The organism is Arthrobacter sp. B2a2-09 (assembly GCF_027587375.1).
Taxonomy (GTDB): domain Bacteria; phylum Actinomycetota; class Actinomycetes; order Actinomycetales; family Micrococcaceae; genus Arthrobacter.
On the sequence record NZ_JAMXIC010000035.1, the window covers coordinates 26,286 to 39,583 of the forward strand.

Sequence of the window (13,298 nt, forward strand, 5' to 3'; positions counted from 1 at the left end):
ATACCATTGCCCAAGTGGGCCTGCGGGACGATTGCCCTTGTCGACGGCATGCCCGAGTCAGTGGCACACCGCGCCACTAATAGACCGGGACGCAGAAGATGAGTGTGGAGTCCGGCAGGTGCCAGCACCGTAGCCTCAGCGGATGCTTCCGCCTCCGGCACGTGTTCGTGGGCCCCTGCCCATACGACCGTTGTGGCTCCTCACTTCTCTGCAGGCAAGGGGTTGTCCTGCCGTCGGCAGTCGCCGGTGCGGCCGCAGTTTCACGTGAAACATGACGAGGCTATGGTGCTCAAACACGTTCAAGCCGACCTCGGAAGGCACCAGAAGCCTGGAGACTCCTGACCAAAATGCGAGCCCTAATGCACAACATGAGCCCGACCGTCGGCAGTCGCTGAATCTTCGCTGAGAAGGATATCCACCGACGGGTCCAAAGTTATGCACAAAGTTTTCCACAGCAATATCCACGGGGGAAGAGAGCCGGTCCGAGCGGTCCTCCTAGCTTGGTGCGGAGCGTGTCTAGCGCGAATTGAGGGGACGCTCAGACCGCCAGGTGGGAGCCAACTTACACTCGACCGGAAAAGCGTCCAAAAGCCCAGGAATTGGCCAAAATCCGAGCAAACAGGGGGGAAATGGACCATCTTGCAGGCCATGGTTCTGTTTCACGTGAAACAGAACCATCGAAACGCTCAAGGAACACACGAGCACCAACGCGGGCCGCATGGAGACCCACGCAGGGCAGACCGCCATCTCCGGTATTCGGCCAACTTATCAACAAAGTTTTCCACAACGATATCCACTGCTGCTCTCAGACTTTTCAACAGCGGTTCGCACGGGTCCAAGAGGTAGGGGCATGCCACGAGCGAAGCAAGCTTGTCCTCTCGCCTCCCGTGGAGACGCCCACATCGTGCTCGGTCTTCCGCGATCGTCCGCATCGGGATCATCGATAGCGGACCGCCTAGCCTCTTCGAAGTAGCGGGTAACGTAGTCTCAATGCGCCGGCCATCGGCCCACCGAGCGCCACTTCCGGCTTCCCCACATCTCCGAAATTCGGGATCCCGATGTGAACCAGCCCCGCCACGGCGAGCTAGCTCCGAACATGCCGCGGAGCCGCCATCTGGATTCGCCCAGCCAAGAGCGCACGAGTCCGGGCCCGCTCCACATGCACCAGGGACTGCGGTGTTGATCGACGTAGATGACGCACTACCAACTACCGGCTCGCCATCCAGGCGCTCCCAGGTCATGCACATCGCCGTACGCACAAGGACACCGGAGAGGGTCGCACCAGGACGTGGCCACCCGAAGGGCAGGTTCGCCCAAAGATGGGGGAGGATTCCAGCCTTACAGATCAGGGGAGCCAACAACCTTCGCGGCTTCATTCCAAGAGACCACCGCGAGTGGTACCGGGGCACAATCACTTGTGCACTCACCTGCGCAATCATCGGTGCGAGCACGGACCCCGCCACTGACATCGCCACCGAAAGATCCTCAGTCGCTTGGGACTACAGGGGGACTACGATCATGCTCTCTTCCCAAGGCCGTTTGCGATACTGACCACCGATTCCCGAGGAACAACTGGGTGGACCGGAATAGGCGATTCCCGCCCCGCAGGTCGAGAGGTTCAGGAACAGTCTTTGACTCGTGCGTACGCAGAAGATGGAACGATACTGAAGGCCGGATGGGGCATGGCACCGGCTCAGCAGTCCCGCCCCAGATGAAGAGAGCTCAGAGAACACTTTGGCCTTTGCCAGTCTCATGTTCTGGCGAACGGGGGAGAAACACCCTGTCGTTGGCCGCGACCTGATGCCGCAGACATCAGAGACCAAACAGCCTTCGGCATCAATCGAATCCGCACTCTGCGGTCGGCAGGCACCAACAATCCCGGGCGCGCGACGGCGGACCAAGGCCGAGCGATCAGCAATCGCTTCGCCCAGTACTGCTCGGTCACAGGTAGCCGCGCCGGCGACGGCTCCCAACGTCCAGCGCTCGCTCATCGTTGTCCTCGTTCCAGACGCTACGATCGCGGGCTTGCCTTGGACCTAACCGTGCGCAGGCACTACAGTAGTGATGCCTCGTACCGGACAGCGCGGGTCATGAGCAGACAGAGCTTGAAACCTCTCCGCACGCGGGAACTGGTTCGCCGACAGGAAGACCCCCCGCACGTTCGCGTCCCAGCGTCCAAGCACACCCAGCCAGGATTACCTCCAGCTTTGCTTTGGGCGGCGAATTGCCCAGGCGCTGAGCGTGATACGTCAGCTGCCAAGAGGGCAGGCAGATTGAAATCCTGAGTGCAGAGATCCGGAACGCTAAGTGCAATAGCAGAACCCGTCGCCATTGTTGCGAACTTTCCTCCGGTGACTTCAGCGGCAGGGAATGCGTTCTTCCGGAAGCCCTGATGGATGTTACCGAGTCCCTGAGACCTCACCTGCTAACGGGTGAGTGGACAAGGGAAGGTCGATAGACCAACGAGCTTCCGGGCCGTCTCACGACGCCGCGTTGCTGGTCACTCACTACATACCGCGGGTGAGCTATCAGTTACTAGAACGCGTGCCCCTGAATCGAGTCCGGTCGAGTCTACAGAGCTCCTGTTTCACGTGAAACAGGCAGGGCCGACTCTCCATCCAGGCCGACTGACGGGTCGGCGCGCAGACCGAGCTCACCTCCCACCGGCCCAGGCCGACCAGTCCAGCTGGGCTGGCTGTTCCACGTGAAACAACGGGAGGCTCTTTGGCGGACAGGAGATACCAATCTATTTGGTCCAGCATGCTCGGAACATTGCAGCCTCATCAGCTGCAATCTATCCATAAGGTCTGCGGTCATATGGTGCCTCATGTCGGCTGAACCCCCTCCAGGTGATGCTCGCAAAGCCACTCTCTGTCGCCTGACTGACCCAAAAGAAGAAGGGGGCGGACCTAATCCGAATGCCGAAACCCAGATCGATCCAGGATGCCACATCCCTGCGTCGGGAGCGGGGAATCGTGCGAGGCTCCCGATATTCCGGTTCGAATATGGGAGATCCAGTAGATCGTCAGTTGAAGGCAGGCGAACCCTATGGTTTCACGTGAAACGCAGTACATGAGATCGCAGGATTAGGATTGCAGCCCGACAGGACGCATGGGGAACAAGAAGCCGCTCGTCACCAGAAACGTATTCCAATTCGCTCAAACAGGAGCACTCTCGATCGTGTCCAAAGTGTTCCATGCCGACGATATGAACAACGTACGCCAACACCATCGGATTGGCCGCTCAGACTCAGGCGCCGCACCAGAAGGGCGAACGTAACGGATGGTGACTGAAGGACCATCCAAGTCAGTCGACGGTCCAGCCCGACAAACTCGGACGCAACGGCACGCCAGCAAATTCCTGCTCGCTTGCCCCGAGGCGGGGAAGATCACACGGCACTGTATAAGAAGAGCTTCCCTCACGGAACCTGAGGCACCAACGAGAAGCCAAACTCCGCCTTCCTACGGACTGCATCCGAACGTTTCACGTGAAACACCGGAACGACACCGCAATTCCCCGGTCGTGACATGCTCGACGACCATCTGCCAATACAACGCGAACCCCGCCGCATAACAAAGGGCCACGCGCGGCGCGAAGGCTTACAGCAATGGATGCCGTAGAGCTAAGCGAACCGGATTGCTCTGGCCACGGCAGAAGGGCCTCCACCTGGCCCTGCGAGCAGTAGGAGCTACAGATCTCAGATAGCCACCCACAGCCACTCCCAACGGGTCCCTACCGCGCTGCCACACGGTCAACGTGCGCAGGCATCAAGTATCGCGCAAGTAAGCCCAGGAAACCCCAAAAAGAAAATGGGGCCTGCCTCGTTAGAAGCAAACCCCATTCCGCAGAAATCGAGCGACTAGCCTTCATCCCCGGGCGACAAGACATCCATAATCCGGTTTAGGTCCTCAACACTTGCAAACTCAATGCTGACTCGCCCTTTACGGGCACCCAAGGTGATCTTCACATTGGTGTCCAGGCGATCCGAAAGAGAAGAAGCAAGGTAGTCGAGGCGCTCATGGCGTGCATTAGGGCGCGGGATGCTGTTCTTAGCCGGCACCGTAGGATCCTGGTACAACGCCACTGCTTCCTCAGTGGCCCGTACGGACATTCCTTCGGAGACAATCTTCTGTGCGAGACGCTCCATCGCGGCTGCGTCCGGGAGAGCAAGCAATGCACGTGCATGGCCGGCCGAGAGCACGCTGGCAGCAACTCGCCGTTGGACCAGGGGAGGAAGTTTGAGGAGGCGAAGAGTGTTGGACACCTGCGGCCGCGAACGTCCGATCCGGTCAGCCAGCTGTTCGTGGGTGGTACCGAAGTCCTCCAGGAGCTGCTGGTAGGCGGCTGCTTCTTCGAGGGGGTTCAGCTGACTACGGTGGAGGTTCTCCAGCAAAGCATCGCGCAGGAGATCGTCATCATTCGTGTCGCGAACAATCGCCGGGATAGTTTCGAGCCCGGCGGCCTGCACTGCCCGCCACCGCCGCTCACCCATCACCAGCTCGTACGGTTCTCCACCCTTTTCGGTTGAAGTGCGTACAACAATTGGCTGGAGTACGCCTATTTCCTTGACGGAGTGAACCAGCTCCGCCATGTCGTCCTCATCGAAGACGCTGCGCGGCTGCTTGCGGTTGGGATGAATGTCCCCGACGGGGATTTCGGCGAAGCGCGCCCCGGGAACCTCAACTAGTTGAACCTCGGGCGATTCCGCAGGAAGAGACTCAGAAACGGCGTCTCCCGCAGAACCGTCGGCTGACGCGGCCTCGCCTTCACCGGTGGTGCCCTTCGCGGCGGGCGACTTCGCAGCAGGACTCTTTGCCGCCGTCGAACTCTTGGACGAAGAGCCTCGCGACGGAGAGCTCTTCGCTACCTCGGTCTCAGGCACCTCAGGTGTATCCACCGTCTCCGGGGCCTTGCGCGCCTCAGGAAAGAAGAGGTCCACAGGGCGGGACGTCGGAACGCCATTGCCCGATGCACCAGCCGAAGCGGAGCTGGGAATGAGAGCCCCAAGACCCCTACCCAGGCCTCGTCGCTTTTCGCTCATTAGTATGTCCCTCCGGTGGAATGGCAAGAATAGAGCCCGCCAAGGATGTTGCAGTGATTCAGAAAGTCTAGCGCTCGGCGATTTCCGCGGCGGCTTCCATGTAGGACAACGCGCCGCTGGATGAAGGATCGTAAGTCATTACCGTCTGTTGGTAGCTCGGGGCTTCCGAGATGCGCACGGAGCGTGGAACCACTGCGCCGAGAACCTGTTCCGGGAAATGTTGACGGACTTCGGACGCCACCTGTGCGGCCAGATTGGTGCGGCCGTCGTACATGGTGAGGAGAATGGTGGAAACGACCAGATCTGCATTGAGATGCTTCTGGATCATTTCGATGTTCTTGAGTAGCTGGCTCAGGCCTTCCAATGCGTAGTACTCACACTGGATGGGGATGAGTACCTCGCTGGCGGCGCAGAAGGCGTTGACGGTCAGCAGACCCAAGCTGGGCGGGCAGTCGATGAAGATGAAGTCCAGGCGAGCTTCACCGTTCTTCGCCCGTTCCTTCGAATACACATCGATTGCACGGCGCAGGCGCTGCTCGCGTGCAACGAGGGAAACCAATTCAATTTCAGCACCCGCCAGGTGAATGGTTGCCGGCGCGCAGATGAGATTGGGAATATCAGGGCAAGGAGCTACAACGTCACGCAGCGGAAGGTCGTTGATCAGCACATCGTAAATGCTGTCGACGTCGGCGTGGTGCTCAATACCAAGGGCAGTGGATGCATTCCCCTGGGGATCTATGTCGATCACCAGGACGTTGAGTCCAGCGGAAGCCAAGGCTGCCGCAATATTGACCGTCGTGGTGGTCTTTCCTACGCCGCCCTTTTGATTGGACACGGTAAAAATACGGGTCCTCTCCGGCTTGGGAAGCTCGCGTCCCACCAGCCGTTCGCGACGTCGGGTCTCGTTGGCGAGCTGACGCGCAATAGGGCTCGAGTCGTCGATGGAGTCCATGACGTTGTCGCTTCCGACAATCAGGGTTTCACGTGAAACAGCGGCGTTTGAAACCGAATTCGTGCGCATCAGCGCAGACTCAAAGGAGGCCGAGGGTGCAGCCATGGCCCGGGCGGACCCCAAGGAAATAAATGGCGGGATCCGCTGGGTGGAGGTTTCGCTACTGCCCACTGTCACACTCTCACTCTCATTCGGCTCTAGCTGCCGTTCTCTAGCTTAACCGCTCAGTTGCGGACACGCGGGACACAGCGCCGAAGCTAAGCGATCTTCCGCTGTTTGTTAACGACGATCCTGACCACTGTGGTGGGTTCCTCCAAGAGCTCCTGCCCACAAACCACAACAGACGTTTCCACGCCGCCGAGCTTGCGGATGACTTTTGCTGCTTGCTCAATCTCTTCGGCAGCACTGCGGCCCTTGATCGCAACAACTTCACCCTTGCCGTTAAGCAAGGGAATGGTCAAGCCAGCAAGCTTGGACAAGGCAGAGACAGCCCTCGCCGTGACAACGTCCGCGTCGACCATTCCCACTGCGAGCTCGGCCCGGGTGCGCATGACCGTGACATTGCCCAGCCCGAGGTCATCCACCACTTCCTGAAGCCAGATGACGCGTCGCTCCAGGGGTTCGATCAGCGTTAGTTCAAGATCGGGACGTGCAATCGCCAAGCACAAGCCGGGGAGGCCCGCACCGGAACCAACGTCTGCAACGTGGCTTCCGTGGGCTATTGCCGACTCGATGACGGCGCAATTGAGAACGTGCCGGCTCCACAGGCGGGGAACCTCGCGCGGGCCAATCAGCCCGCGCTCGGTTCCTGATGTCGCCAAATGTTCTACGTACCGCTGGGCGAGCCCAAGCCGGTCACCGAAAATCTTCTCTGCCGCCTGCAGTTCGGCTGCCGTGATTTCAACCATGATCCGTTAGTCGGCCGAAACCACGATGTGGCGGCCGGCGCCTTCGCCGTCGGACTCGGATACAAAACCGAGGTCCGCAACAGCGTCGTGCACAATCTTGCGTTCGTATGCGCTCATGGGTTCAAGTGCCACCGGGGCGCCGGTCTCCTTGACCTTCGCGACGGCGTCTTCGGCAATCTGCTGCAGATCGCCGGCACGTTCCTTGCGGTATCCGTTGATGTCGAGCACCAGGCGCGAGCGGTTTTCGGTTGCCGACAGCACGGACAGGCGAGCGAGTTCCTGAAGGGCTTCTAGCACTTCACCGTCGCGGCCGACCAGGCTCTCAAGCCCCTCGGAGTCGTCTTCGGCCGCGATGGAGATGTAGGTTCGGCCATTGCGGACCTCAATGTCGATGTCGCCGTCGATGTCGGCAATGTCGAGGAGTTCCTCGAGGTAGTCTGCGGCGACGTCGCCCTCTTCCTCGAGGCGGCTCACGGAAATGCTCTTGCCGGCAGGAGCGCCCTCTTCGGAAGTTTCTACTGCGGCCTCTGCCAGTTCCTCGGTGGAGGCAGCGGCCGTTGCCTCTTCGGTGCTTTCAACAGACATTACTTCTTCTTCCTGTTCTTACGTTGTGGCTGGATGCGCTGCTGTGCCTTGACCTCGACGGCGGCCACTTCGGCAGCGACGTCGGCGTCCTTCCTACCGCCCAGAAGGGGGTGGGACGGCAAGCCCTTGGCGGCGCGACGCTCAGCAAGTGCCTTCGCCGCGGGGGATCCCGGTGTCGGCATGCGGCGGATGACAAAGAACTGCTGGCCCATGGTCCACAGGTTGGTGGTGGTCCAGTAGATGAGCACACCAATCGGGAAGTTGATGCCACCCACACCGAAAACGAGCGGCAGGATGTAGAGCATCATCTTCTGCTGGCGCATGAACGGGCTGGCCATGGCCTCTTCGGACATGTTCTTGGCCATGATCTGCTTCTGCGTAATGAACTGCGACGCCGTCATGGCCAGGATCATCACGATGGACAGGACCCACACAACCGTTTGATCGGTACCAGCAGGGCCGCCGTGAAGCAGGGACGCGGAAAGGGGAGCGCCGAAGATGCTGGATTCGTCGAACTGCACCACCTGGTCATGGCTCAGCGCGCCGATGCCGATGCCGGCCTGGCGGGCCTGGGTGATACCGGAAAGCACCTGGAACAGCGCGAAGAAGAACGGCATCTGGATCAGCATCGGCAAACAGGCAGAGAACGGGTTGGTGCCGTGCTTCTTGTACAGAGCCATCTGTTCCTGCGCCATCGCCTGGCGGGAGAGCTGGTCCGTCTTGCCCTTGTACTTCGCCTGCATCTTCTTCAGATCAGGCTGAAGCAGCTGCATGCCCCGCTGTGCCTTGATTTGCTTGACGAAGACAGGGATCAGGGCGGCACGGATCACCAGCACCAAGCCGATGATGGACAGCGTCCAGGTCCAGCCGTTCTCCGGCGGCAGGCCAATAAAACTCAGCCCGTCGTGGAACCCCAGCATGATCGCGGACACTAGCCACTTGAACGGGGCCAGAATTGTTCCAAAGATGTCCATACGTTTTCCCTATTTCCTCAGGCCGCTGTGCGGCGACCGTCTTCATCAGACCACACAGCCAGGAACTGGTCCGGGTTGTTCAGTACAACAATTGTGGGCGTCTGGCCTTCGGGCCAGTGACGATGTCCGGCGGGGACGTGGTCCACGCCGCCGGCGTTCCAGGGGTGGCAACGCGCAAGGCGCCGCACTGCGAGCCAACTTCCCTTGACGGCACCATGTACCGTCACCGCTTCGAGGGCATAAGCCGAGCAGGATGGGAAGAATCGGCACACCTGGCCGTATAAGGGAGAGATGATCCTGCGATAAGTCTTCAGCAAGATGATGAGGACGTTGCGCGGCAGCTCCCACAGAAATGTTCCGAGGATCCTCGGAGCGACTCTAAAGAAGCGGACGACGGCGGAGCTCAGCTCATGCACGCGGTGTCCCTTCCGTTGTGGTGCCCTGGGTGGGCGAAACAACTCGCGGAGAGGATCCGCCGAGCCGTTTCGTGGTTGCCGCCAAGGCGGCATTGTAATCCGTCAGCAGCTGGTCCCAGCTTGCCGTCGCAGCCGCGGGCAACGCCCGGACCACAACAGCAAGACCCGTGCCATGCCTATTCAAGGACAAAGCACCTGCTTCTCTCAGTCTCCTCTTAACGAGGTTCCTGGTCACAGCGTTCCCGACAGCTTTGGAAACGATGAAGCCGATGCGGCTCGGGTCTCCGGCACCAATAGGTGCCGTATATAACACTAAGTTCCGGCGTCCATTGCGGACGCCGGAACGTACAGTTGTTGAAAAGTCGGTAGAAGTCCGCAGACGGTTACGGGTGGCTAGCACCTATTGACTCGCTTGGAAGGCTGACCGACGAGTCAGTTATTTAGGCCGACAGTTCGACGCGGCCCTTGCCACGACGGGCGGCCAGGATGGCGCGGCCGGCACGGGTGCGCATACGAAGGCGGAAGCCATGCTTCTTGGCCCGACGGCGGTTATTCGGCTGAAAAGTCCGCTTGCTCACGTTAGTTACTCCAGTGGATCAAAGGTGCGCCCACCCGATCAAAAGGGGAAGAACTGGCCGACGCTAAGTTTATTGAGTATCCGCCGCCGCCCAACGCCGGATTTACCGGAGGTGCGGGTGATCAAAAAGCGGACACATAGGACTTCACAACGTTAGGGCAAAAAGACCCCCGAGGTCAAACCGGGAGTCGCCGTGCCAGATATCCCCAGCTGTGGCTAAGTACACCCGCCAGCCTGTGGATGAAGCGGCTCACAGACCCCGTTTCAGAACCACAACGGTGTAATTATCCACAAGCTTGTTCCCAGCTATCTTCTGGAGTTTCCATCCCCTAGAGTGTCTCAGTAGCCGATTATCCACGGACTGTGCATAACCCTGTGGATTCGGTTCGGAATCCACTCATGGTTTGGACCTTCGGCTGCCGCAATCCAGGCAAGCAAGCACTCGAGGGAACCAATTGATGACGGTAGACGAAGCCAACCACGCCAACACGGTCGGAAGTTCCTGGCGGCGGGTGCTGAGCCTGCTGGAACAAGACGATCGCGTCACACCCCGGCAGCGTGGTTTCGTTATCCTTGCGCAGGCGCAGGGCCTGATCGGCTCCACCCTCTTGGTGGCCGTACCCAACGAACTGACCCGCGAGGTTCTCCAGACGCAAGTCAAGGACGCCCTCGACGACGCCCTCCGCAGCGTCTTTTCCGACGACATCCGGTGCGCGATCGACGTCGACACAGATCTGGTGCCCATCCACGAAGAGCCGGCCCCCGCCGTCGAACTCTCTTCCGCGAACGACCTCGCCGTGGAACTGAAGCCGCAGCCCACTCCGCCGAGTACTTCGCACGAATTCGGCCGGCTGAACCCGAAGTACGTCTTTGATACCTTCGTGATCGGTTCTTCCAACCGCTTTGCCCATGCTGCCGCGGTCGCGGTCGCGGAAGCACCGGCCAAGGCATACAACCCGCTGTTCATCTACGGTGATTCCGGGCTTGGCAAGACGCACTTGTTGCACGCGATCGGCCACTATGCCCGCCGTCTCTACAGCGGCATCCGGGTGCGCTACGTGAATTCCGAAGAGTTCACCAACGACTTCATCAACTCCATCCGCGACGACGAAGGCGCCAGCTTCAAGACCACGTACCGCAACGTCGACGTGCTCTTGATTGACGACATCCAGTTCCTGGCAGGCAAGGACCGGACGCTCGAGGAGTTCTTCCACACGTTCAACGCCCTGCACAACAACAACAAGCAGGTGGTCATCACCTCGGACCTCCCGCCCAAGCAGCTGGCCGGCTTCGAGGACCGCATGAAGTCCCGTTTCGAATGGGGCCTGCTGACCGACATCCAGCCGCCGGAACTCGAAACCCGCATTGCGATCCTCCGCAAGAAGGCCCAGAGCGAGGGATTGTCCGCCCCCGACGACGCTTTGGAGTACATCGCTTCCAAGATCTCCAGCAACATCCGCGAGCTCGAAGGCGCGCTGATCCGCGTCACGGCGTTCGCCAGCCTCAACCGCCAGCCCGTCGATGTAGCCCTCGCCGAAATGGTCCTGAAGGACTTGATCACCGACGACGGCGCCCAGGAGATCACGGCCGACCAGATCCTGAAGCAGACGGCCGAGTACTTCAAGCTCAGCATGGAAGAGCTTTGCAGCAAGTCCCGTACGCGCACCTTGGTGACCGCGCGGCAGATCGCCATGTACCTGTGCCGCGAGCTCACGGACATGTCCCTGCCCAAGATCGGCCAGGAGCTTGGCGGCCGCGACCACACCACAGTGATCCACGCGGACCGCAAAATTCGCGAACTGATGGCCGAGCGCCGTGTGATCTACAACCAGGTGACCGAGCTGACCAACCGCATCAAGCAGCAGCAACGCGATTCCTGAGTCCCTCCCTCGGAGTACTACATACCTTATTAACAGGCACATGTGGATAAGCCTGTGGATACTTAAGGGGACAAGCGCCGTTAATGGGCTTAAAACCCTTAAGGCGTCTGTGGATCGTTAGAAACGGCCCTGGGGGTTATCCACGTCCACACCCTGTTTAAAACCCCTGTCGCCCACATATCGTGAACAGGGCTTAACCCCGGAACCGCGGGTCCAGAGGCGGTTATCCACAGTTTCCACAGGGGTTATTAACACTACTAATCCCAAAAAAATGAATTCCCTCAAATAACAATCTCCTTCCGCCCACCCAGCGACGCAGCCCGTGGCTGCTTCGAATCACAAGCCAGCGGGCCGGAGATGGGTTAATGCCCGAAGTTCCGGCTAAGCTGTCTGCATCGCGTCCATCCTTGGCGCTGCTTTGTAGTTCGCTCACTGCGGACCATGCAGCTTTCGGGTTCAGGGCGATGGTTTTCGGGGCTCCTGGGGGAGTTTCCGGTGGAACACTGGCAGCAGCAATGAAAGGCGGCACCCTTCCGTGAAGTTCAGAGTCGAGCGGGATGTCCTGGCAGAAGCCGTTACATGGACAGCCCGGTCCTTGTCTCCGCGGCCGCCCGTCCCGGTACTCTCAGGTCTCCTGCTCAAGGCAGAAGCCGGAACAGTGAGTCTCTCGAGCTTTGACTACGAGACCTCCGCCCGTCTCGAGATTCCAGCTGATATCACCACCGAGGGAACCATCCTGGTTTCCGGACGCCTCTTGGCCGATATCTGCCGCAGCCTCCCATCGGCTCCTGTCGAAATCGAAACCGATGGCAGCAAGGTCACCCTCACGTGCCGTCGAAGCAGCTTTCATCTCGCAACGATGCCGGAATCCGAATACCCGCCGCTGCCGGCTCTTCCCGCCATCAGTGGAACCTTGCCCGGCGATGCCTTCGCCCAGGCCGTTTCGCAGGTCATCATTGCGGCCAGCAGGGATGACACCCTGCCGATCCTCACCGGCGTCCGGATGGAGATCGAGGATGACATGATCACCCTCCTCGCCACTGACCGCTACCGCCTTGCCATGCGGGAGGTGCCATGGAAGCCCGTTACCCCGGGTATTTCCACCAGTGCCCTGGTGAAATCCAAGACCCTCAACGAGGTGGCCAAGACCCTCGGTGGCAGCGGGGACATCCACCTCGCCCTCGCTGACGACGACAGCCGCCTGATTGGCTTCGAAAGCGGCGGACGCACCACCACTTCCCTTCTCGTCGACGGCGACTACCCCAAGATCCGGTCTTTGTTCCCGGATTCCACGCCGATCCACGCAACAGTCCAAACGCAGGAACTCGTTGAGGCCGTTCGCCGTGTGTCCTTGGTGGCCGAGCGAAACACCCCGGTTCGCTTGGCATTCACACAGGGCCAACTGAATCTCGACGCCGGTACTGGCGAAGACGCGCAGGCATCCGAGGAACTGGAGTCCCAGCTCAGCGGCGAAGACATCACGGTAGCCTTCAACCCGCACTACCTCGTGGAAGGCCTGAGCGTGATCGAAACCAAGTTCGTGCGCTTCTCCTTCACCACGGCACCAAAGCCGGCCATGATCACCGCCCAGGTTGACGCCGACGGCGATGACAAGGGCGACTACCGCTACCTCGTGATGCCCGTCCGCCTCCCCAACTAGCTGACAGTTGTTGTCGTTCTGGGGGCCCAAAACGACAACAACTGCGAGTCAGACGGGTCAATACCAAAACCACCAACGCAGAAAAGAGTTCACGCTGTGCACATCGGACTGATCGGTCTTGGAAAAATGGGTTTCAACATGCGCGAACGGTTGCGGAGAGGCGGAATCGAAGTCACTGGCTTTGACCGAAATCAGGACATCGCCGATGTCGCATCCGTTGATGACCTGATTGCTGCGCTTCCGGCGCCGCGCCTGGTCTGGGTCATGGTTCCTTCCGGGGACATCACGGATGCCGTGATCAGCGA

The 13,298-nt window shown here is 59.9% G+C and carries 11 protein-coding genes; 3 read left to right on the forward strand and 8 right to left on the reverse strand.

What is annotated here, in order from left to right:
• Positions 1 to 3,859: 3,859 nt before the first annotated feature.
• The 8 genes from NFJ07_RS23660 to rpmH all read right to left on the reverse strand — a co-directional run bounded on the left by NFJ07_RS23660 (position 3,860) and on the right by rpmH (position 9,454).
• Entirely contained in the window at positions 3,860 to 5,041 is a 1,182-nt protein-coding gene (locus NFJ07_RS23660; protein WP_269998362.1) for a ParB/RepB/Spo0J family partition protein, read from the reverse strand.
• Positions 5,042 to 5,108: 67 nt separating this feature from the next.
• Positions 5,109 to 6,164 carry a ParA family protein gene (locus tag NFJ07_RS23665; protein ID WP_269998363.1) on the reverse strand — a complete coding sequence of 352 codons (1,056 nt, stop codon included), beginning with the start codon at positions 6,162 to 6,164 and terminating at the stop codon, positions 5,109 to 5,111.
• Positions 6,165 to 6,250: 86 nt separating this feature from the next.
• A complete protein-coding gene (rsmG, locus tag NFJ07_RS23670; RefSeq protein WP_269998365.1) occupies positions 6,251 to 6,901 on the reverse strand; it encodes a 16S rRNA (guanine(527)-N(7))-methyltransferase RsmG in 651 nt (216 codons plus the stop codon).
• 6 nt (positions 6,902 to 6,907) lie between these two features.
• Positions 6,908 to 7,486, reverse strand: coding sequence for a Jag family protein (locus NFJ07_RS23675; RefSeq protein ID WP_269998367.1), 579 nt, complete (start codon positions 7,484 to 7,486; stop codon positions 6,908 to 6,910).
• The gene (gene yidC / locus NFJ07_RS23680) at positions 7,486 to 8,460 is read right to left on the reverse strand and encodes a membrane protein insertase YidC (protein ID WP_269998369.1); all 975 of its coding nucleotides are present in this window, start codon (positions 8,458 to 8,460) and stop codon (positions 7,486 to 7,488) included. Before yidC ends, NFJ07_RS23675 begins: the two co-directional genes overlap by 1 nt.
• 17 nt (positions 8,461 to 8,477) lie before the next feature.
• Complete coding sequence (gene yidD, locus NFJ07_RS23685; RefSeq protein WP_425550475.1) at positions 8,478 to 8,876, reverse strand: membrane protein insertion efficiency factor YidD; 399 nt, start codon at positions 8,874 to 8,876, stop codon at positions 8,478 to 8,480.
• The gene (gene rnpA / locus NFJ07_RS23690; protein WP_269998370.1) at positions 8,869 to 9,276 is read right to left on the reverse strand and encodes a ribonuclease P protein component; all 408 of its coding nucleotides are present in this window, start codon (positions 9,274 to 9,276) and stop codon (positions 8,869 to 8,871) included. Before rnpA ends, yidD begins: the two co-directional genes overlap by 8 nt.
• A 40-nt stretch (positions 9,277 to 9,316) precedes the next feature.
• Complete coding sequence (rpmH, locus tag NFJ07_RS23695; protein ID WP_011776797.1) at positions 9,317 to 9,454, reverse strand: 50S ribosomal protein L34; 138 nt, start codon at positions 9,452 to 9,454, stop codon at positions 9,317 to 9,319.
• 457 nt (positions 9,455 to 9,911) lie between these two features.
• Here rpmH and dnaA point away from each other — a divergent pair, with 457 nt between their 5' ends.
• The 3 genes from dnaA to NFJ07_RS23710 form a co-directional block, all read left to right on the forward strand.
• Positions 9,912 to 11,333 (forward strand): chromosomal replication initiator protein DnaA, encoded by a 1,422-nt coding sequence (gene dnaA / locus NFJ07_RS23700; protein WP_078107068.1) that lies wholly within the window; start codon positions 9,912 to 9,914, stop codon positions 11,331 to 11,333.
• 535 nt (positions 11,334 to 11,868) lie between these two features.
• Positions 11,869 to 12,993: a DNA polymerase III subunit beta gene (gene dnaN, locus NFJ07_RS23705; protein ID WP_269998373.1), complete on the forward strand. Its 1,125-nt coding sequence runs from the start codon at positions 11,869 to 11,871 to the stop codon at positions 12,991 to 12,993.
• Between the two features lie 96 nt (positions 12,994 to 13,089).
• Positions 13,090 to 13,298 (forward strand): NAD(P)-binding domain-containing protein (locus NFJ07_RS23710; RefSeq protein ID WP_269998374.1); only part of this gene is annotated, 209 nt, incomplete at its 3' end.